This window comes from Microbacterium sp. Leaf203 (assembly GCF_001421275.1).
GTDB classification, from domain to species: domain Bacteria; phylum Actinomycetota; class Actinomycetes; order Actinomycetales; family Microbacteriaceae; genus Microbacterium; species Microbacterium testaceum_A.
Window position 1 is genome coordinate 71,467 of sequence record NZ_LMKF01000025.1, and the last position, 20,075, is coordinate 91,541.

General features: G+C 71.6%; 22 protein-coding genes. 12 read left to right on the top strand and 10 right to left on the bottom strand.

Translation table 11 applies throughout. The annotated features are described in order from the left end of the window. The first annotated feature begins 14 nt into the window (after window positions 1–14). Together ASE56_RS10205 and ASE56_RS10210 are read left to right on the top strand one after the other, a co-directional pair. Window positions 15–998, top strand: a complete 984-nt coding sequence (locus tag ASE56_RS10205) for a Gfo/Idh/MocA family protein (RefSeq protein ID WP_056229793.1) — start codon at window positions 15–17, stop codon at window positions 996–998. Between the two features lie 47 nt (window positions 999–1,045). Next, the gene (locus ASE56_RS10210) at window positions 1,046–1,906 is read left to right on the top strand and encodes an NYN domain-containing protein (RefSeq protein WP_056228758.1); all 861 of its coding nucleotides are present in this window, start codon (window positions 1,046–1,048) and stop codon (window positions 1,904–1,906) included. Between the two features lie 10 nt (window positions 1,907–1,916). Here the strand turns inward: ASE56_RS10210 and ASE56_RS10215 are convergent, their stop codons facing one another. Together ASE56_RS10215 and ASE56_RS10220 are read right to left on the bottom strand one after the other, a co-directional pair. Further along, window positions 1,917–2,543, bottom strand: coding sequence for a hypothetical protein (locus tag ASE56_RS10215; RefSeq protein ID WP_056228763.1), 627 nt, complete (start codon window positions 2,541–2,543; stop codon window positions 1,917–1,919). Between the two features lie 4 nt (window positions 2,544–2,547). Further along, window positions 2,548–4,095, bottom strand: a complete 1,548-nt coding sequence (locus ASE56_RS10220; RefSeq protein ID WP_056228766.1) for an ATP-dependent DNA ligase — start codon at window positions 4,093–4,095, stop codon at window positions 2,548–2,550. Between the two features lie 203 nt (window positions 4,096–4,298). On the opposite strand from ASE56_RS10220, the gene ASE56_RS10225 reads away from it, so the two are divergent. Further along, complete coding sequence (locus ASE56_RS10225; protein ID WP_056228771.1) at window positions 4,299–5,948, top strand: ATP-dependent DNA helicase RecQ; 1,650 nt, start codon at window positions 4,299–4,301, stop codon at window positions 5,946–5,948. A gap of 11 nt (window positions 5,949–5,959) precedes the next feature. Here ASE56_RS10225 and ASE56_RS10230 read toward each other — a convergent pair whose 3' ends face one another. Further along, on the bottom strand, window positions 5,960–6,367 hold the full coding sequence (locus ASE56_RS10230; protein ID WP_056228775.1) for a hypothetical protein: 408 nt from the start codon (window positions 6,365–6,367) through the stop codon (window positions 5,960–5,962). Window positions 6,368–6,403: 36 nt separating this feature from the next. Continuing rightward, window positions 6,404–7,009: a DUF1349 domain-containing protein gene (locus ASE56_RS10235; protein ID WP_056228779.1), complete on the bottom strand. Its 606-nt coding sequence runs from the start codon at window positions 7,007–7,009 to the stop codon at window positions 6,404–6,406. Between the two features lie 63 nt (window positions 7,010–7,072). On the opposite strand from ASE56_RS10235, the gene ASE56_RS10240 reads away from it, so the two are divergent. Then, window positions 7,073–7,564, top strand: a complete 492-nt coding sequence (locus tag ASE56_RS10240; protein ID WP_056228781.1) for a GNAT family N-acetyltransferase — start codon at window positions 7,073–7,075, stop codon at window positions 7,562–7,564. Window positions 7,565–7,586: 22 nt separating this feature from the next. Here the strand turns inward: ASE56_RS10240 and ASE56_RS10245 are convergent, their stop codons facing one another. The 4 genes from ASE56_RS10245 to ASE56_RS10260 all read right to left on the bottom strand — a co-directional run bounded on the left by ASE56_RS10245 (window position 7,587) and on the right by ASE56_RS10260 (window position 12,911). Continuing rightward, entirely contained in the window at window positions 7,587–8,363 is a 777-nt protein-coding gene (locus tag ASE56_RS10245) for an LLM class flavin-dependent oxidoreductase (RefSeq protein ID WP_056228784.1), read from the bottom strand. Further along, complete coding sequence (locus ASE56_RS10250) at window positions 8,360–9,241, bottom strand: LLM class flavin-dependent oxidoreductase (RefSeq protein ID WP_056228786.1); 882 nt, start codon at window positions 9,239–9,241, stop codon at window positions 8,360–8,362. The genes ASE56_RS10245 and ASE56_RS10250 overlap by 4 nt, the downstream gene beginning before the upstream one ends. Before the next feature lie 235 nt (window positions 9,242–9,476). Then, window positions 9,477–11,993: an ATP-dependent Clp protease ATP-binding subunit gene (locus ASE56_RS10255; protein WP_056228790.1), complete on the bottom strand. Its 2,517-nt coding sequence runs from the start codon at window positions 11,991–11,993 to the stop codon at window positions 9,477–9,479. Between the two features lie 87 nt (window positions 11,994–12,080). Beyond that, on the bottom strand, window positions 12,081–12,911 hold the full coding sequence (locus tag ASE56_RS10260; RefSeq protein WP_056228792.1) for a hypothetical protein: 831 nt from the start codon (window positions 12,909–12,911) through the stop codon (window positions 12,081–12,083). A 103-nt stretch (window positions 12,912–13,014) separates the two neighbouring features. Between ASE56_RS10260 and ASE56_RS10265 the strand changes: the two genes are divergently transcribed. The 4 genes from ASE56_RS10265 to ASE56_RS10275 all read left to right on the top strand — a co-directional run bounded on the left by ASE56_RS10265 (window position 13,015) and on the right by ASE56_RS10275 (window position 15,807). Next, complete coding sequence (locus tag ASE56_RS10265) at window positions 13,015–13,830, top strand: EI24 domain-containing protein (RefSeq protein WP_056228793.1); 816 nt, start codon at window positions 13,015–13,017, stop codon at window positions 13,828–13,830. A gap of 24 nt (window positions 13,831–13,854) precedes the next feature. Further along, a complete protein-coding gene (locus ASE56_RS17320) occupies window positions 13,855–14,004 on the top strand; it encodes a hypothetical protein (protein ID WP_164481596.1) in 150 nt (49 codons plus the stop codon). A gap of 53 nt (window positions 14,005–14,057) precedes the next feature. Next, on the top strand, window positions 14,058–15,161 hold the full coding sequence (locus ASE56_RS10270; protein ID WP_056228794.1) for a class I SAM-dependent methyltransferase: 1,104 nt from the start codon (window positions 14,058–14,060) through the stop codon (window positions 15,159–15,161). A gap of 76 nt (window positions 15,162–15,237) precedes the next feature. Beyond that, window positions 15,238–15,807 carry a hypothetical protein gene (locus ASE56_RS10275; protein ID WP_056228795.1) on the top strand — a complete coding sequence of 190 codons (570 nt, stop codon included), beginning with the start codon at window positions 15,238–15,240 and terminating at the stop codon, window positions 15,805–15,807. A 16-nt stretch (window positions 15,808–15,823) separates the two neighbouring features. Here ASE56_RS10275 and ASE56_RS10280 read toward each other — a convergent pair whose 3' ends face one another. Then, window positions 15,824–16,288 carry a DUF3817 domain-containing protein gene (locus tag ASE56_RS10280; protein ID WP_056228798.1) on the bottom strand — a complete coding sequence of 155 codons (465 nt, stop codon included), beginning with the start codon at window positions 16,286–16,288 and terminating at the stop codon, window positions 15,824–15,826. Window positions 16,289–16,420: 132 nt separating this feature from the next. Here ASE56_RS10280 and ASE56_RS10285 point away from each other — a divergent pair, with 132 nt between their 5' ends. Genes ASE56_RS10285 through ASE56_RS10300 form a run of 4 tightly spaced genes read left to right on the top strand, consistent with a single transcriptional unit; the run spans window position 16,421 to window position 19,708 of the window. Next, entirely contained in the window at window positions 16,421–17,446 is a 1,026-nt protein-coding gene (locus tag ASE56_RS10285) for an FUSC family protein (protein WP_056228802.1), read from the top strand. A 7-nt stretch (window positions 17,447–17,453) separates the two neighbouring features. Then, the gene (locus tag ASE56_RS10290) at window positions 17,454–17,939 is read left to right on the top strand and encodes a hypothetical protein (RefSeq protein ID WP_056228805.1); all 486 of its coding nucleotides are present in this window, start codon (window positions 17,454–17,456) and stop codon (window positions 17,937–17,939) included. 15 nt (window positions 17,940–17,954) lie between these two features. Next, window positions 17,955–18,788, top strand: a complete 834-nt coding sequence (locus ASE56_RS10295) for a ribokinase (protein ID WP_056228811.1) — start codon at window positions 17,955–17,957, stop codon at window positions 18,786–18,788. Beyond that, window positions 18,785–19,708 carry a nucleoside hydrolase gene (locus ASE56_RS10300; protein ID WP_056228815.1) on the top strand — a complete coding sequence of 308 codons (924 nt, stop codon included), beginning with the start codon at window positions 18,785–18,787 and terminating at the stop codon, window positions 19,706–19,708. The genes ASE56_RS10295 and ASE56_RS10300 overlap by 4 nt, the downstream gene beginning before the upstream one ends. 9 nt (window positions 19,709–19,717) lie before the next feature. On the opposite strand, the gene ASE56_RS16940 is transcribed toward ASE56_RS10300, so the two are convergent. Then, window positions 19,718–19,882 carry a hypothetical protein gene (locus tag ASE56_RS16940; protein ID WP_156371668.1) on the bottom strand — a complete coding sequence of 55 codons (165 nt, stop codon included), beginning with the start codon at window positions 19,880–19,882 and terminating at the stop codon, window positions 19,718–19,720. Window positions 19,883–20,075: the final 193 nt, after the last annotated feature.

Here is a 20,075-nt window from a genome sequence, read left to right on the forward strand (position 1 = left end):
CTACGGTGGAGCGCATGACCGGACTGCACTGGGGCATCCTCGCGACGGGCGGCATCGCCCACGCCTTCACCTCCGACCTGCGCACCGCGGGCCTCGACGTCACCGCCGTCGGCTCCCGCCGCATCGACAGCGCTCGGGCCTTCGCCGAGCAGTACGACATCGCGCACGCGCACGGCTCGTACGAAGAACTGGTCGCCGATCCGGACGTCGACATCGTCTATATCGCGACCCCGCACCCCGGGCACCTCGAGAACGCCCTGCTCGCCCTCGACAACGGCAAGCACGTGCTGGTCGAGAAGCCGTTCACCCTCAACGCCGCCGAGGCGGCGGCCATCCGCGACAAAGCGGCCGAGAAGGGTCTCCTCGCCATGGAGGCGATGTGGACCCGGTACCTGCCGCACATGGTGCGCATCCGCGAGATCCTCGCCGCGGGCACCCTCGGCGAGATCCGCGTCGTGTCGGCCGACCACACCCAGAAGATCTCCACCGACCCGGCGCACCGACTCAACGATCTGGCGCTGGGCGGGGGTGCCCTGCTCGACCTGGGCATCTACCCGATCTCGTTCGCGATCGACGTCCTCGGCCTGCCGGAGCGCATCACCGCCCTGGCTCGTCTGTCCGACGCAGGCAGTGACGCCGAAGTGGCGACCAGCTTCATCCACGCGGGCGGTGCCCTGTCGACCAGCGTGTCGTCGTCGCGCGGAGCGGGAATGAACGTCGCGCAGATCGTCGGGACCGAGGCTCGCATCGAGATCGACCGCGTCTGGTACACCCCGACGTCGTTCCGCGTCGTCTCGCACGACGGAGACGTGATCGAGGAGTTCACCTCCGAGGTTCCGGGGCGCGGCATGCAGTTCCAGGCCCAGGCCGCCGAGCGTTTCGTCGCCGCGGGAGCGGACGCCGACGACATCCTGTCGATCGACGAGACCGTGGCGATCATGGGCGTGCTCGACGAGGTGCGCCGCCAGATCGGCGTGGTCTACCCCGGCGAACGGTGAGGGGCGAGGGCTACCCGGTCGCGGGCGCGACGGGTCAGACTGGACGTATGCCCGACACCCAGACCGCCCGCGTCGCCGTCTACCTCGACTTCGACAACATCGTCATGTCCTGGTACGACCGTGTGCACGGGAGGAACGCCTACTCGCGTGACCGGCAGAAGATCGCCGAGAACCCGACCGATCCCGACATCGCCGAGCGCCTGACCAAGGCGACCATCGACGTCGGCGCGGTCATCGACTACGCCGCGTCCTTCGGCACCCTGGTGCTCACTCGGGCCTACGCGGACTGGTCGTCGCCGGTGAATGCCGAGTACCGCTCGCAGCTCGTCGCGCGCGCCGTCGACCTGGTGCAGCTGTTCCCCGCCGCCGCCTACGCCAAGAACGGCGCCGACATCCGACTCGCGGTGGATGCCGTCGAGGACATGTTCCGCCTCCCCGACCTGTCGCACGTGGTCATCGTCGCCGGCGACAGCGATTACGTTCCCCTCGCCCAGCGCTGCAAGCGGCTCGGTCGCTACGTCGTCGGGGTCGGGGTGGCCGGGTCCACGGCGAAGTCCCTGGCCGCGGCGTGCGACCGCTTCGACGCGTACGACTCGCTCCCCGGCATCCCGAATCTCGCCGAGACGAAGAAGGACGCCGCTCCCTCGCGGCCGCGCGCACGCAAGCGCTCTAAGGATCCGGCGGTCGACCTGCTCGAGCGCGCCATGCAGCTCGAGGCGGAGCGCGCCGACGGCGAGTGGCTGCACGCCTCGGCCGTGAAGGACCTGATGAAGCGCCTCGACCCCTCGTTCAGCGAGAAGGCGCTCGGGTTCCGCAGCTTCTCGGACTTCTTGAAGGCGCAGACCGACCACGTCGAGGTCGATGAAGAATCCAACGTCGTGCAGGTCAAGGCCGTCGCGCGCGGCTGAAGGGCGGGCCTCAGCGGCGTTCGGTGCCCGGGGCGACGTGCGCCAACACGCGTGACCACACCGACGTCAGCGTGACCTGACCGTCGACCGAGCCGGTCTGATCGGGATGGACGACCTCGGCGGTGCCCGCGCGGAGGCGATCGACGTACCACGTCGCATCGCTTCGCCCCGCGGGGCCGTCGCCGCCCACGACGACGAGCACCTCGGCCGCGAGCTCGTCGAGCAGGGGGGTCCGCAGGTCGCGGCTCAGCGGGTCGGAGGGGCTCTCGACGCCGACGATCGCGACCCGATCGACGACACCACCCATCGCCGCGGCGAGGTAGAGGGCGATCGGTCCGGCGGCCCTTTCGCCGACGACTCCCACGGTGGCCCCGGGCGCTTCGCGTTCGAGCAACGCCTTCAGCGCCTCGACCGTCAGCCCGGCCGGGGTCTGCCCACCGAAGACCGGTGGGTCCTCGAGCTCGGGCGCATCGAGGCCGACCGCGACGATCCGCACGTCGAAACCCGAGGTGACGCGGGCATCGGGATCGGTGGTCGCGATATCGCCCGTGCGCAGGACGAACACGGCCCGCGGGGCTCCCGGGGTTCCGAAACTGCGGTAGCCGAGCTCGCCGTCGAGCCAGGGGGCCAGACTCATGGCTTCATCCTTCCGTCGCCGCTTCGCCGCCGCCGGGCAGCAACGCGCGCAGGGTCTCGATGGTGTCGGCCTCTGCCGCGGTCTTGTCCGAACGGTAGGTCTTCACCCGGGCGAAGCGCAGCGCCACGCCGCCCGGATACCGCACGGACCGCTGCACCCCGTCGATCGCGATCTCGACGACGGTGTCGGGCGCCACGCGGATGCCGCCCGGCAGGTCTGCGGTCTGCCTCTCGGCGAAGTGCGCCGTCTGCCACTGCAGCAGTTCGTCCGTCAGTCCTTTGAACGTCTTGCCGACCATCACGAAGCTGCCCGGGTCGCCGAAGCGGCCGTGTGGATCCCGCGCTCCGAGATGCAGGTTCGACAGCAAGCCGGAGCGTCGGCCCGATCCGTACTCCACCCCGAGGACGACGAGGTCGAAGGTGTGCACCGGCTTGACCTTCAGCCAGCTTTTGCCGCGGCGCCCCGCGGTATAGGGGTCGTCGAGCCCCTTCACCATCACTCCCTCGTGGCCGGCGGCGAGAGCGTCGCGCGCGAAGGCGTCGGCGACGTCGACGTCGTCCGTGAGCACGGCGGGGATGCGGTGCTCCGCCGCCACCCGTTCGAGCTCGGCGAGGCGCGTGGCGAGGGGTTCGTCGACGAGGTCGCGACCGTCGAGATGGATCAGGTCGAAGAACCAGGGGCGTAGGGCGATCTCTCGAGCCGTCTCGGCGCCGAAGCGGGCCATCGTGTCCTGGAACGGGCGAGGCCCGCCGTCTTCGTCGAGCGAGAGGGTCTCGCCGTCGAGGATGATGTCGTGGACGGGGAGCGAGAGCGCCACCTCGACGATCTCGGGCACCCGGTGGGTGATGTCGGCGAGTGTGCGGGTGAAGACGCGCACCTCTTCGCCGTGGCGATGGACCTGCACCCGGGCCCCGTCGAGTTTGTACTCCACCGAGGCTCGGCCCGTCACAGCCATCGCCTCGGCGACGCTCGTCGCGGGAGACGCCAGCATCGGCTGCACGCCGCGCCCCACCACGAGCCCGACCGCGGCGAGATCCTCGGGGGTCCCGGTCAGGGCGATGCGGGTCGTCCCGCCCAGATCTCCCGACAGCATGGCGGCACGACGCACCAGGGCACCGTCCCGCTCGGCGGCTCGGGCCACGGCATCCAGGAGCACTCCCTCGAGGGCGCCCGTGCGCAACTCGCCCGTCACGATGCGAACGAGCAGGTGCCACTCCGTCACCGTCGCGCGCCCCGCGAGGTCGTCGAGGAGGCGCGTTCGGACGGCCGCGGAACCCGCCCCACCGATCCCGGTGAGCGCGCTGAACGCGTCGTCGACGTCGCCGATCGTCAGGTTCGAGGTGTCGGCGTGATCACCGGCGCGGGCGGAGAGCGTCCGCCACCCCACGCCGAGGCGTCCCTGGCGCGGGGCCGCGGTGAGCAATCCCACCGCGGGCTCGATCTCGTCGGGATCGAGCCCGCGCAGAAGCGCCGCGAGGGCCTCGATCTTCGCCAGGCGCGAGCGCGTGTTCGTCACCGTCGCGAGCGCGGTCTCGATGTCGCCGAAGAGCATGTCGGCATCCTGGCATCCCCCTCCGACATCGGGTGGACGCTTGTGCGGATCAGGCGCGAGTGCCATGACCACGGCGCTTTTCGGAGACCTTCAGCGTTCCACGGCCACCCCCTCGCGAGAACAGATCCGGGCCGCCCTCGCAACCCCCGGGGCGGTGTCGGAAGTCTGAGGTGTGCTGAGACCTCTCCCAGGAATGAGGCTTCGTGAACGCTCCCGCCACACTCGAACAGTCCGCCCGCACCGCCCGTGAGGTGTTCGGATGGGACGACCTGCTGCCGGGTCAGGCCGAGGCGATCGACGCGGTGGTGAGCGGCCGCGACACTCTCGTCGTGTTCCCGACCGGAGCAGGCAAGTCGGCGGTCTACCAGATCGCCGGATGTGAGCTGGGCGGGACCACCGTGGTCATCTCGCCCCTGCTAGCCCTCCAGCGCGACCAGATCGACTCGATCGACGCCGCCCCCGATGCCCCCGCCGCGGTCGCGCTCAACTCGCGCGCCGGCGCCGCCGCCAAGAAAGCCGCGTGGGCCGCGATCGAGGGACCCGACGCCGTCTACGCCTTCCTCGCCCCCGAACAGCTCGCCAACGCCGAGGTGTTCGATCGTCTCGCGAAGGCGGATGTACGCCTCGTCGTCATCGACGAAGCCCACTGCGTCTCGGCGTGGGGCCACGACTTCCGCCCCGACTACGCGCGCATCGGCGACGCCATCGAAGCCCTCGGCCATCCCCCGGTGCTGGCGCTGACCGCAACGGCATCCGCTCCCGTCCGCGACGACATCGTCTCGAGCCTCGGCATGCGCGAGCCCCACCTCGAGGTGCGCGGCATGGATCGTCCCGAGATCCACATGGCCGTCCGCCGGCACGAGCACGACGCGGACAAGCGCCGCGCGGTCGTGGCGGATGTCCAGGATGCCGGCGGCCCGGTGTTGCTGTACGTGGCGACGCGCAAGGGTACCGACTCCTACGCCGAAGAACTCCGCGAACTCGGCCTGCGGGCGGCGGCGTACCACGGAGCCATGGCGCAGAAGAAGCGCGACGAGGTGCACTCCGCGTGGAGCGCGGGAGAGCTCGACGTGGTGGTGGCGACCTCGGCGTTCGGCATGGGAGTGGACAAGAGCGACGTGCGCCTGGTCGTGCACGCCGATGTCACGGAGTCGCTCGATTCGTACGCCCAGGAGATCGGACGCGCCGCCCGCGACGGGCAGCCCGCGCGGGCGATCCTGCACTACCGCGCCGAGGACTTCTCGCTGCGCTCGTTCTTCGCGGGCGGCCACACCAAACGAGCCGACATCGCGGGCGTTTGGGACGTTCTGCAGCGGACCAGCACGCCGGTGCGCGCGAAAGACGTCGCCGACGAGAGCGGCCGCTCGGTCCGGGCGATCGGCCGGGTGCTGAACCAGCTCGTGGCCTGCGAGCTCGCCGTGTCGGGCCCCGACGGAGTGTCGGCGCTTGCGAAGGTCTCGGCGGGCGACGCGGTGAGCGCCGTGCGCGAGCGCGACGAGGCCGAAGAGCGCATCCGGGCCTCTCGCATCGAGATCATGCGCGGGTACGCGGAGACGACTCACTGCCGACGGCGGGCGCTGCTCGAGTATTTCGGCGTCGAGACGCCGAGCCAGTGCGCCTCATGCGACCGGTGCGACGCCGGCGCGGTGGTGCCGGTCGAGCCCTCGGCCGAAGACGCCGAGTCCGGCGGCATCCGCATCGATTCCACCGTCGAACACGGTGAGTTCGGTACCGGTACGGTCATGGCCATCGAGGACGACCGGCTGACGGTCTTCTTCGCCGACCACGGCTACAAGGTGCTGGCCCGCGCGGCGTTCGAGAACGGCATCCTCGAGCTCGGCGAGGCGGCGTAGGCGCGAGGCCGTCAGCGCCGGCGCGTCGACCACCAGGCCCACGCGACGAGCGGCACCTGGAGGAACAGTCGGAGGAAGCGCGAGCGGTCGGTGTTCAATCCGGGCGCTGAACGCCCGGTCCGCCACTGGTGCACGTTGCCGGGGAACACCGCGACGAAGAACGCGGCGATGGCCGCGCCGATGCGCCCCCGCTCCTGCGGCAACGCGACGAGAGCGACGCCGAGGATCACTTCGACGGCCCCGGATGCCACGACGATGGCGTCCTTGTCGGTGCGGAGCAGCCGCGTCGCCCACCCGGGAACGACGATCCGGTAGCCACGGCGACCCCACGTGACATGGCTGACGCCGGCCCCGATGAGCAGCAGGGCGAGTGCCCCGCGGGCGACGGAGCGGACGGTGAGACCTGTGCGACGCGGCATCCGGTCAGTCTGTCATCCGTATGCTCGGCTGGGGCCTCAGCTCAGGTCGCGCAGGTCGCGGAGCGATGAGCGATCGAACCGGATCTCGTCGAAGACGGCGGTCGCCCCCGCTCCCATCGGCGCCTGAGCCAGGAAGCCGACCGAGAGGGTCGAGGAGTCGGCGTCCAGACGGAACACGCGCAGGAAGGGCCAGGACTCGCCGTCGAGCGAGTAGTGGAACGCGAAGGCCGCCCCGACACGAGCGATTCGCAGGAAGACCGCGTCGGTCGCGAAGACCGCGCCGTTGGCGTCGTCGGAGAAGTCGTTCGTCACGACGCTCACGACCATGCTGTCGCCCTGGGGTGAGAACTCGTTGCAGACCTTCGCCCACCTCTGCGGACCCGACCACAGCGCGAGCGCTCCGGCATCGAACGTCGAGCGCTCCCCCGTCACGCGCACCCGGGCCGACAGGGTGAAATCTCCCTCGGGAGCCGCGAAGGCCAAGGCGGTCGCGGCGTGCTGGGCCGGACCGCCGGTCGCGTCGTTCGTCCAGTCGACCCCGCCCCGGGATGTCAGCGTCAACGCGCCGCGAGCGTCGACGCGGGCGTCGCCCTCGACGCCGGTCCAGTGCAGGTCGGGAAGGTCGGGAAGCGACAGCGTCATGAGGGGAGACTATCCAGCGCGCCTCGCGCGGACCCCATCGGGCGGTGTTCCTAGACTCGCGTCATGGAACGATCGCGCGCGACCCTCCGGATCCGACCCGCGATCCCGGCCGACGCGGTCGCGATCGCGACCGTGCACGCCCAGTCGTGGCGCGAGACCTACGGACGGTTCGTCGACGATCCCGACACGAACCCGTGGTTCGATGTCGGGCGCCGGATCGGGATGTGGCGTTCCTCACTCGAGGAAGAGGAGCTGAACGTCGTCGTCGCCGACGCCGACGGGTCCATCGTGGGCTTCGCCGCGACGCACCTCACCCCGGGGGCGGACGCGGTCCGCCCCGAGGAACTGCAGATGCTCTACGCCGTCGAGTCCTCGCACGGGAGCGGAGCGGGCCAGGCGCTGCTCGACGCGGTCCTCGGGGAACGGCCCGCGTCGCTGTGGGTCGCGGCGGACAACCCGCGCGCTCACGCGTTCTATCTCCGCAACGGGTTCCGTCCCGACGGCGCGGAGTCGTCGTTCGGCCCGATCCCCCGCACGGTGCGCCTGGTGCGCTGACCGCGTCGATCGCGGGTCATGCTCAGCGCGGCGACGGCGCCGTCCTCCTCCCGAAGTCGACATACGCCTCGACGGTGTCCTCCGCCACGATCGCCCGCAGCACGACCTCGTCGGCGGCCGCGGTGTAGGCCTCGAGAGCATCCCCCAGCTCGGTGACGTCGCGGATCGTCGTGTCTGCGGCATCCACCCCCATCCGCTCGAAGTTCGCGGCGTAATTCGGGAACGAGGCGTATCGGGCTGTCTCCGCCTCGAGCCGTTCGCGCGCCGCGGGGGCGATCGCCGTGCGCACGTAGACGGCGATGTGCGCGTCCGGCGCGATCGCGTGCAGCGCCTCGGCCTGGTCGCGGGCCTCGGTCGGGGGCACCCAGTTGAGCAGGACGCCCTCGGCGAACTCGACGCCCGTTCGTCGCATCTTGGGGCCCAAGGCCCCGACGAGAACGCGCGGCACCCCGGCCTCGTGCAGCACCGAGACGGCCTCGGTCACCCGGGCGAGAGCCCCCTGCTTCGCCATGCCCGAGCCGATGCCGAGCGTGAGCCGGTCGAGGGGAAGAGCCAGGGATGCCACGTCGGCGGCGATCGCCTCGGCGGGTCTGCGGTCGACGGGCACGACCCCGGTCGCGAGACGGAGCCGGTCGGTCACGCGCGCTGCGGCCGCCAGCGCCGCCAGGGCGTCGCCGTCGGGGGTGTCGTTGATCCACAGCGTGTCGAAGCCGGCGCTTTCGACGACCGGGGCGATCCGGGCGACGGCGTCGGGGCCCAGGGAGCCGGCGAGACCCAGCGAAACGGTTCCGCGCGTCACGACACGCCTCCCGCGTGGGGAACTGCCTGAGCGACCTGGCCGACGGCCGAGAAGAACGCGGCGAGATCGACGTCGTCGGTCGGCAGCAGCACGACGTCGTCGACGCCCGCCGCTTGGAAGCGCGCAACGCCCTCGGCGACCTCGCCCACCGATCCCGCGAGCACGCGGTCGGTCGCGTCCTCGCGATCGGACATGACCGCCGTCGCGCGCTCTCGCGCATCGGGACCGAACGCGGTCAGCACGTACGCGACGATGTCGGCGCGGCCTTCTCGACCGGCTTCTGCGCGCCCGGCCTGCACGGTCTGCACGGCGGTGGCGATCTCGGCGACGGTGTGCCGACTGTCGAGTACCACCCCGTCGGCCACGGCGCCGGCGAGGCTCAGAGTCTTGGGCCCTTCGGCGGCGGCATAGACGAGGGGAGCCTGGGCGGGCGGCCAGTCGAGGGAGACGTCGCGGAGTCTCACGTAACGTCCCTCCGTGGTGACGGTCTCGCCCGCGAGCAGGGAACGCAGCGCGGGCAGGTGCTCACGCATGAGCGTCAAGGGAGACGCGGCTTTCGCCCCGACCTGTCGCATCCAGTCCTGCACACCGTGACCGAAGCCGGGAAGAAGGCGACCGGGGAACATGCGCTCGATCGTGGCGACCTCCATGGCCGAAGCGGCGATGTTGCGCACCGGAAGCGGGGCGATACCGACGCCGATGCGCAGATGATCCGTCACGGCGAGCGCCGCGGCGGCCGCGGCCCAGGCCGAGGAGCGGAAGCAGTCCTCCCAGAGCCAGAGTTCTTCGACACCGGCGTCTTCGGCCGCGCGCGCGGCGTCGCGCAGCTGCTCGGGCGGATGCGGGTACGGGCTGAAGATCGTGCCGATACGACTCATGGTTCTACTCTGCCGCCAACCTCGGACATCGGGGCGCGACAGCACGCGGGTCGCAGGTGCTCGCACATGCCGAAACCGCATTCGTTCGTCAAGGACGTAGAAGAGCGCGGCCGACCGGGTGCGTCCTCGCCGAACCTATACGTCCTCGTCACGTGCGCGTCCGCTCGAGGGCGAACAGTCCGCGCGCACGGCGAACGCCCCGGAGCCGAAGCCCCGGGGCGTTCATCATGACGTTCTACGCGGCGAGCGCCTGCACGGCGGCCGAGACGCTGAAGCCCGCGGCAGTGGCATCCACCGTCACCGCTCCCCCATCGCTCAACTCACCCGAGACGAACAGGTCGGCGATGCGGTCGTCGACCTCGCGCTGGATGACGCGGCGCAGCGGCCGCGCGCCGTACTCGGGCTCGTAGCCGACCTCGGCGAGACGGTCGATCGCGGCATCCGTCACCTCGAGCGTGACCTCGCGAGAGGCGAGCCGGCGCGAGGTCGCGTTCAGCAGCAGACGCACGATCTGGCGCAGCTGAGCCTTCTCGAGCTTGCGGAACAGCACAATGTCGTCGATGCGGTTGAGGAACTCCGGCCGCATCGCCTCGCGCAGCTTGCCCATCACGCGGTCGCGCAGGTCGTCGTCGGCGAACTCGCGCCCCGTGGTGGTGAAGCCGATGGCCCCCGACCGGGATGCCAGGAACTCGGCGCCCAGGTTGGACGTCATCACGATGACGGTGTTCCGGAAGTCGACCGTGCGGCCCTGGCCATCGGTCAGGCGGCCGTCGTCGAGCACCTGCAGCAGCAGGGTGAACACATCGGGGTGGGCCTTCTCGATCTCGTCGAACAGCACGACGGCGTAGGGGTTACGGCGCACGCGCTCCGTGAGCTGGCCGGCCTCGTCGTAGCCGACGTATCCGGGAGGGGCGCCGATCAGGCGCGACACGGTGTGCCGCTCGCCGAACTCGCTCATGTCGAAGCGGATCACGGCGCCGTCGTCGTCGAAGAGCGACCCGGCCAGGGCCTTCGCCAGCTCGGTCTTGCCGACGCCGGTGGGGCCGAGGAACAGGAACGACCCGACCGGGCGGTTCTCGTCGCCCATGCCCGTGCGGTTGCGACGGACGGCCTTGGCAACAGCGGCGACCGCGTCGTCCTGACCGATCACGCGAGCGTGCAGCTCGGCCTCGAGGTCGGCGAGGCGGCCCCGCTCGGTGGCGGTGAGGCGTGCGACGGGGATGCCGGTGGCCCGGCTGATCACCGCGGCGATCTCGGGCTCGTCGACGACGGCGGCGGCGCGCGGGCCGCTGGTCGCCTCGTCGAGTCGCTGCTGCACGGTGACCATCTCGTCGCGCAGGCGCGAGGCTTCTTCGTAGTGCTCGGCCGAGACGGCGGCGTTCTTGTCGGCCTCGAGGGTCGCGAGACGCTCGAGCAGCGACGAGGTGTCGACCGCCACACCGAGGCGCAGGCGTAGTCGCGCCCCGGCCTGGTCGATCAGGTCGATGGCCTTGTCGGGCAGCACGCGGTCGGGCAGGTACCGGTCGCTGAGCTCGACCGCGGCGCGCAGGGCGTCGTCGGTGTAGGTGACGGCATGGTGCTCCTCGTACGCCGAGCGGAGTCCGCGCAGGATCTCCACGGCATCCGGGATCGACGGCTCACCGACACGCACGGGCTGCAGGCGCCGCTCGAGGGCGGGGTCCTTCTCGATCGTGCGGTATTCGCGCAGGGTCGTCGCACCGATCAGGTGCACGTCGCCGCGGGCGAGGCGGGGCTTGAGGATGTTGCCGGCGTCCATCGATCCGTCGCCACTGCCACCGGCGCCGACGAGCGTGTGCACCTCGTCGATGAAGACGACGAGCTTGTCGGAGGCCGCGATCTCGTCCATCGTCTGAGTGAGGCGCTCTTCGAAGTCGCCGCGGTAGCGGGCGCCCGCGAGCATCGCGGCGAGGTCGAGCGAGACGACGCGGGTCTCGCGCAGCTGCTGGGGAACCTCGTTCGCGACGATCGCGCGCGCGAGACCCTCGACGACGGCGGTCTTCCCGACGCCGGCCTCGCCGATCAGCACCGGGTTGTTCTTGGTGCGACGGCTGAGGATCTCGATGGTCTGCTCGATCTCGTCGGAGCGACCGATGACCGGGTCGAGTTCGCCGGCCGCCGCGCGGGCGGTGAGGTCGGTGCCGAAACGGTCGAGGTTCGGGGTGACGGATGCCGACTCCCCGGTCATCTCGTCCTGCTCGCCGCCCATGACGGTCTCGCGCACCCCCTGGGTGAGGGCCTCGGCGGTGACGCCGGCTTGAGCGAGGATCTGCCCGGCGGGCGCGTCCTGCGCGAGTACGAGCGCGAAGAAGAGGTGGTCGGGGTCGACGTAGGTCGAGCCCGCGGCACGCGCGACCTGGAAGGCGTGGAAGAGCGCGCGCTGCACGGAGCCGGCGACGACGGCGCCGTCGACGTTCGCGGGGGTCGCCGCCGCGGGGAGGCGGCTCTCGGCCGCGCGGGCGATGGCGGCTGGGTCGGCGCCGAGTCGGGCGACGGCCTCTTTCGCGGGCGATCGTCCGACCAGGACGTGGAGCACGTGCAGGGCGTCGAGCTCGCGCTGACCGCGGCCGAGCGCGAAGCGTCCGGCCTCTTGGAGGGCATCCTGGGTGCGGGCGCTGAGGAATCGGCTGAGGTCGATGGAGCGCTCGGCGCGCGCCTGCTCGCCCGCGAGGTAGCGGGCGAGGAACTCGTCGAACGACTGGGCGCCGTCGCCGGGGGTGAAGTCTTCGGGCAATTCCGTCTCCTGAGATACGTGAGTGCGGTTCGCTCAAGTTTGCTTCTTGAGCGCCGTCGTATCAAGTTCAACGCGGGGGTCCCGGGTCTATTCCCGCAGCGTCGGGTCGGCCTCGTTCCACAGCTCCACCGTCTGCACGAGCCAGAACACCGCGAAGAGCGCCAGGGCCACCGACTCCCCCACGAGCACCACCGGGACACCCGCGCGCTCGAGCCCCGAGATCACGCCGACCAGGAGCAGAACGAGGGTCACCACGATCCCGACGGCCACGGTCGCATACGCGATGCGCACCCCTCGGCGAAGGCGCCCGGTCCGCCGCGGTCGCCAGGCCGCCACCGCCGCCACCGCTGCGATCAGCACGAAGAAGGCGACCGCCGCGATCTGGTGCGCCCCCGCCAAGAACGCCTCGGGCGCGATCAGCGCCCACGTCGCCCCTCCGGCGACGATCACGACGACCACCCCGATCGTCGCCGCCACCCCGGCACTCGCGGTGCTCTGCACCCGGGCGAGGATCGCCGCCGCGATCACCCCGAGCAGGACCACGGATGCCACCGCCACGGCGTTGTTCGCCACGGTCGGCCGCACCGCGGGCGGCACGCACCGCGCCGCGTCGAGACAGGCACCCGACGCGACGGTCGTCGGCACGTAGGCGATCGCGAGGGCCAGTACCGCGGCGATGTCGAGCAGGCCCTGCTCGAGGCTCCGACCCGACAGGGCGAGCAGCGCGAGGGCGATCGCGGTCAACGAGCCGACGAAGATCGGACCCGCGGGGGTGTAGTAGGCCGCGCTGACGGACGGCAATCCCTCGCCGCTCGGCAGTTCCAGCCCCACCCCGACTGCCAGAAGGGCCGTCGCGCCGATCAGGCCCAATCGCACGTACCGGTAGGTGCGCTGCGTCGAGGTGGTGCGGATGCGCATAGCGGCATCCTGGCATCCCTCTCCGACATCGCGACGGGACGGGGCCGGCGAACCGGACGCAGACGCCTCCGCCGATGTCGGAGGCGTCTGCCAGAATCCCGGCATGCGCGAATTCCTCGCCGGAGCGGCCCTGCTGGCACGCGGCCTCGGTCAATGGCGCCGGACGCCCGGCGCGATGGCGCTCGGGCTCATTCCGGGAACCCTGGTCGGTCTGGTCTTCGGCGCCGCCCTCGTGACGTGGGGTCTCGTCCTCCCGGGCCTCGTCGACGACTGGACGCCGTTCGCCGACGCCTGGATGCCGTTCTGGGCCGGCGCCCTGCGCACCGCGATCGGCGTGGCCTCGTTCGGCGCCGCGGTCCTCGTGGTGATCGTGTCGTTCACGGCCGTCACCCTCGCCGTGGGCGAGCCCTTCTACGACCGCATCTGGCGGGCGACCGAGAGGAGCGCGACCGGCACGGTCCCCGACGCGGAGTACGGGTTCTGGAGGGCCGTCGGCGACAGCGTCCGGCTCATCCTCCGCGGCATCCTGGCGGCCGCCCTCGCGTGGCTCATCGGACTCATCCCCTTCGTCGGGGGCGTCCTGGGTTTCGTCACCGGCGTGGTCCTGACCGGTTGGCTGCTGGCCGACGAGCTCACCTCGCGTGCGCTCTCGGCGCGTGGCCTCGACAGACAGGCGCGCCGCCGACTACTGCGCACCCATCGCGCGCGTGCCCTCGGGTTCGGGGTGGCGACGCAGTTGTGCTTCCTCGTGCCGCTGGGGGCGGTCGCGGTCATGCCCGCGGCCGTCGCCGGCAGCACGCTGTGGGCGCACGCCGCCCTGGGAGTCACGCCACGGCCGCATCCCGCCGTTCGCGACGCCGTTCCCGCGACGGCGCAACCCACCCCGCCGGCGAACCGGCGCGCGGACTCGGCACGATAGCCTGGAGCGACCGAAGGGATCCTCATGTTCATCGTCTCGCTCATCCTGTTCGTCGGCGGCATGCTGCTGACCGGCATCTCGTTCTCGCTTGCCGCCCCCGCGCTGTTCTTCGCGCTCGGCATCATCCTCGTCTCGGCCTCCCTGGCGTTGCCGTTCCACTTCGGCACCCGCTGAGCCCGCAACTCGGATCGGCACCGCCCCACGTCACCCCCGGGTAGCGTGGACCGGTGCCTTTCTCGTTCGACGCCCTGCGTCGCCGCCCCGATCTCGAGGGCCCCGATCTCCTGGCGGTCGACGCCGCCGACCGCCTGATCCTCGACGAGTCAGCGGACGCCCGAGCCCAGGTCGACGATGACGAGCTCGTCGTGATCGGCGACTCCTACGGGGCGCTCACGCTGGCGTCAGCGGATGCCGGAGGTCGCGGCATCCGGGTCCATCAAGACGAACTGCTGGGCGAGGAAGCCCTGGCGCTCAACGCCCGCGACACCGGGCTAGAGGACTCCTTCGTCTCGCACCCGCTCGATGCCGTGCTTCTCACCGGGGCGCGGGTCGTCCTCCTGCGTCTCCCCCGGTCGCTCCAGGCTCTCTCGGACATCGCCGGGCTGATCGCTCTTCATGCGCACCCCGAGGTCGTCGTCTACGCCGGCGGTCGCCTGAAGCACATGACCCCGTCGATGAACGACGTGCTGCGGCGGTTCTTCTCCCGGCTCGACGTCACGCATGCGCGGCAGAAGTCGCGGGTCCTCGTCGCGCGCGGCCCCCACGACGGCGCCGAGCCCGTCCCCGAGAGCGCCGAGGTCGACGGCATCGCGGTCCGCGCTTTCGGCGGCGCCTTCGCGGGCGCATCGATCGACATCGGCACGCGGCTGCTGCTCGCCCACCTCCCGTCGCCGCGCGGCGGTGAGGCGATCGACCTGGCGTGCGGGACGGGAGTGGTCGCCGCGGCCCTGGCGACGCGGCATCCCTCCCTCCGGGTCATCGCGTGCGATCAATCGGCGATCGCGGTCTCGTCCGCCCGGGCCACCGCCGAGGCCAACGGGGTGTCCGATCGCGTGAGCGTCGTCCGCGACGACGTCTTGAGGGGGCAGCCGGATGCCACGGCGTCGTTCATCGCGCTGAATCCGCCGTTCCACGCCGGATCCGCCATCAACGAGGGTCTCGCTCCCCGGATGTTCGCCGACGCGGCTCGGGTGCTCGCCCCCGGCGGTGAGCTCTGGACCGTGTGGAACTCGTCGCTGCAGTACCGCCCCGCTCTCGAGCGACTCGTGGGCCCGACCCGTCAGGTCGCTCGCGACCGCAAGTTCACGGTCACGGTGTCGACCAAACGCTGACCCGCCCGCCGTCGACCCGTGGCGAGCGCGCTGTTCCCGGCGTAGATTCCGTCTGACGTCGACAAGGAGGTGCGCCGTGCGGATCCGAACCGCTGCTCCGCTGCTCGCCCTCGTCGCTGCCCTCGCGGCGGTGCTCGCGACGGGAGCGTCGGCGGCCGGAGCCCCCGCGTCGCCGACCGTGCGCGCCGATCCCCTGTCCGACGCCCTCACGGCGCCCCTGCTCGCGGACTGCTCGAGCATCACGGACAACGGTCGCGGCTACGCCCGACTGCACGGCATCGGTCTGTGCGGCGCCGACTCGACGCCCGCGTCGCAGCCCCTGCGCACCGAGCTCGTCGGCGGCGAGGAATGCGGCTCGGCGACGCTGACGATGACGAGTCGCGGCGGCGGGCTGGCCGCGATCGACTGGCGGGTGAGTTCCGAGACGGGACCGATCGTCGCCGTCGAACTCGACCTCGCGTTCGCAAGCCACGCGGGCGGAGAGATGCGCCACTTCTCCGACCGCTCGCCCAGCGTGCATGCGCACGACGGGACGGTCGCTTTCCTCGGGGTGGGCCGCGCCACGGCCACCCTCTCCGGGTCGGTCGAGACCTTTACCGCCACGTGCCGCATCGTTCCGGCGAGCGTGCGCATCCTCGTGCGCTGAGGCTCATCGTGCGGTGTCAGCCCTTGCCGCCGGGAGGACCCACGACCAAAAGCACGACGAACACGACCACCACCACCGCGACGAGCACCAGCGCGAGCGCCCAGGGCCGGCGGAGGAAGACCCGCAGCAACCGGTCGAGCGGCCGTCGATCGCGCGGGTCGCCGCTGTCGTCGAGCCGCCACGCCCCGCGGAGGCGTCCGGTGCGGTGCAGCCAGATCTCGGTGGGGATCGTGGCGTAGGGGATGACGGCGCTCACCACCGCGAGCGCGGTCGGCCCGAGGCCCCAGCGCTGGTTCAGCGCCACGAGGACGGCGGTGGCCCCGTAGGCGAGGAACACGAAGCCGTGGATGCCACCCCCGATCGACACCGCGATGGGAAGGTCGGCGACGGCGCGAAGAATCAACCCGCCGATCAGAAGCGTCCACGAGATCGCCTCGGCGATCGCGAGGGTGCGAAACAGGGTCAGGGGCGTGCGGAACACGTCTCTCCTCGTTCGGGTCGGGGGCTTCCCACCCTACGGAAGACGCGGCGACCACCCGGGCTTCTCGGTTCGACGTCGAGACGACACCCGATCGGCAGATCGGCCGCGTCGAGCGACGCGTAGGCTGGAGGGATGGCGGAATCCCGGGGGCGCGTATGGACCGGGGTCATCCGCGTCGGCCCCCGCGCGGGCGATCACCGCGTGGCCCTGCGCGCCGTGCTCAGCGTCGGGGTGCCCCTCGTCGCCCTGCTGCTGGTCGGCCGCCTCGACCTCAGCGTCTACGCCAGCTTCGGAGCCTTCGCGGCGCTCTACGGCCGAATGGACGCGCCGCGTCCCCGCGTCATCATGCAGGCGACCGCGGGCGCGATCCTCGTCTCGGCCATGCTCATCGGCACGATCGTCTCGGCACTCGGCAGCCCCGCCGTCGTGGGCGTCATCGTTGTCGCCGCGATCGCCGCCGCCGTCACCCTCTTCGCCTACCGGGCTCAGTGGCATCCGCCCGGAGCGCTCTTCGCGGTCTTCGCCGGAGGCGCGACCGCGAGCCTTCCCGCGACATGGTCATCGCTGCCGCTCGTCCTCGTCGTCGGCGGCGCGAGCGTGGCGTGGAGCCTTCTCGTCACCGTCACCTTCGTGATCGTCCGCCGCGGATCGTGGGCGCGCCCGACGCGTTCACGGCCCGCGATCGGCCCCGTCGCGTGGGAGATGACGGCGACGGTCGGCACGGCCGCCCTGCTCGCGGGCATCGCGGGGGCGCTCCTGGTCGGTACGCACTGGTACTGGGCGATGGTCGGAGCCGTCGCCGCGGTCGGCGGCGCGCACGTCACGGCCCGCCTCATCCGAGGCGTGCAGCGGCTCGTCGGGACGCTCCTCGGCGTGCTGATCGCGGCGGGTCTGCTCGCCCTGCACCTTCCACCCTGGCTCGTCCTGATCATCGCCGTGGCGCTGCAGGCGGCCTCGGAGTTGTACGTCGGCCGCAACTACGGCATCGCGATGATCTTCATCACCCCGCTCGCTCTGCTGATGATCTCGCTCGCCTCACCGGCGACGCCCGAGATGCTGCTGCGCGACCGCGTGATCGAGACGGTCATCGGCGTCGCCGTCGGAACGATCGTCGCCATCGTGTCTGCGGGGCTGCGACGCCGATCCGCGAGAAGCTGAGCCCGACATGGACACCGATCGACAGCGCCGTCTCTCCACCGACACCGCCGAACGCATCAGCGCGGGCTGCTACGGCGCCCTGGTCTCGGCATCCACCCTCATCGGTCTCGGCGAAGCCGACCTGAGCGACGTGATCCTCGTCGTCGCGCTGACGAACGTCGTGTATCTTGCCACCCACGTCTTCGCGTACACGCTCGGCGACACCTCGGCCGACCGGCCGTCGAGGATCTTCCGACACCACATGCGGGTGAGCGCGCCCATGGTGTCGGTCACGTTCCTGCCCCTGCTGGTGGTGGTTCTGCTCGTCGCCTTCGGAGTGGGCCTCGCCACCGCCCTGCTGTGGGGCGTGGGCGTGGCCATGACCTACCTCGTGGTCGTCGCCACCGCCGGCGCGCGCCTGCGCGGCTACTCTCCCCTCGTCGTCGTGATCACCGCCGTGGGGGCGGCTCTCGTCTCGGCGCTGCTCATCGTCGCGAAGCTCCTGCTTCACTGACCGGAAGGCTTCCTCATCACTGCTCAGCTCACCGTCGTCGGCGCGATCAACGTCGACCTCACCGCTCGCGTCCAGCGCTCCCCCGGCCCCGGCGAAACGGTCGCCGACGGCGTCCTCGACCGCGGCCCGGGCGGCAAAGGCGCGAATCAGGCGGTCGCCGCTGCCCGCCTCGGCGCCGACGTCCGGCTCATCGGCGCCGTCGGCGATGACGCCGAGGGCCACGGCATCCGGGACCGCTTCGCATCGATCGGAGTCGATGCCTCGGGCGTGCAGACCGCGGATGCCGCGACCGGCACCGCCCTGATCGTCGTCGACGCGACGGGCGAGAACTCGATCGTCGTCTGCGCCGGGGCGAACGCCGCGATCGACGCGGACGCGCTCGGCATCGAACCGGGAGCGGCGGTGCTGCTGCAGCTGGAGGTGTCGGATGCCGTGGTCTCGGCCGCCGCACGCGCAGCCGGGTTCCTCGCGGTCAATGCCGCCCCCGCCCGCGCGCTTCCGGCCGACGTCCTCGAGCGGTGTGATCTCGTGATCGTCAACGAGACCGAGTACGCGCAGCTGCCCGAGGTGCACGACGCGCCCCTGCTGTGCGTCACGCTGGGCGCCGAGGGCGCGCGACTCTCCCGCCGGGGCGAGCTCGTCGCCTCGGCGGCCGGGGTGCCGACCACCGTCCGCAACACCGTCGGCGCAGGAGACGCGTTCTGCGCAGCCCTCGTCGTCGGGCTTCTTCGCGGCGACGACGAAGCCGATGCCCTCGCGCGCGCCTGCGCGGTGGGCTCGGCCGCCGTGGCCGACGACGCCTCGCAACCGGCACTCGCCGCCCTCGACACGTACGGAGTCCCCGCATGAGCCGCCGCCCGATCCTCGTCGACTGCGATACCGGCATCGACGACGCCCTCGCCCTCGCGTACCTGCTGGCCGAGCCCTCGGTCGAGGTCGTGGGCGTGACGACCGTTTCGGGGAACACGGATGCCGCCCGCGCGGCCGCCAACACCCTGTCGCTGTTCGAGCTCGCCGGCGAGGACGACATCCCGGTCGCGATCGGCGCCCATGATTTCCGCGCCCGCGCGTACGCCGGGGGTGCGCCGCACGTGCACGGGGACGACGGCCTCGGCGGCATCGCGCTGAGCGCCGCGGCCCGCGCGCACGATGCCCGCGCGGCGGTCGAGCTCATCGACCACCTGGCGTCGCGGCATCCGGACCTCACCGTCCTCGCCCTGGGGCCCCTGACGAACCTCGCGGCCTACGCCGAGGCACCGGGAGTCGCCCTGTTCGACCGCCTCGTCGTCATGGGCGGCGCCTTCGCCCACTCGGGGAACGTCACGGCGTGGGCAGAGGCGAACATCCACAACGACCCCGAGGCCGCGGCGGTGGTCTTCGCGCAGGACTGGGACACCACCCTCGTCCCCCTCGACGTCACGATGACGCAGACCCTGGATGCCGCCGACCTCGTGCGTCTCGAGGCGATCCCGGGTGCCGTGCCGCAGGCGCTCGCGCGGATGCTGCCGCACTACCTCGACTTCTACGCCGGGGTCTTCCCCGACCGGCGCTGCGCGCTGCACGACCCGCTCGCCGCGATGGTGGCCGCGGGGGCGCTGCGCGGCGTCAGCGTCGCGTCGGGCCACGTCGACGTGCGGCTCGAACGCGGCGAACGCGGGCGGACGGTGTCGAGCAGCGGATCCGAGACGCAGCGCTGGGTCCGCGCCATGGAGGGCTCGGCGGCCGAGGTGCTGCTGGAGCGGCTCGAGTCGCGGGAGTGGCCCGCCTGAGGCTTCGCTCTAGCGGCGGCGGCGTTTCAGCCACGCCGTGAACCGCGACGTGTGGTGGTCGGTGAACTCGTTCGCGAGCCGGAACGCCTCGTCGCCGATGTCGGCGCCCGCGTTGATGGCCTCGATCGAGCGGAGGGCTCGCTGTTCCTGATCGTCGTGCTCGTCGTCGGCCATGGTGTCCAGGGTACGAGCGTCGGCCGGGGTCAGCGCCGGCGACGGCGGAGGGAACGACGAAGCCCGCCCTCGCGCGATGCGGGGCGGGCTTCGTCGTGGGCGTCGGGACTCAGAAGTCCCAGTCGTCGTCCTCGGTCGCCTCAGCCTTGCCGATGACGTATGACGAGCCCGAGCCACTGAAGAAGTCGTGGTT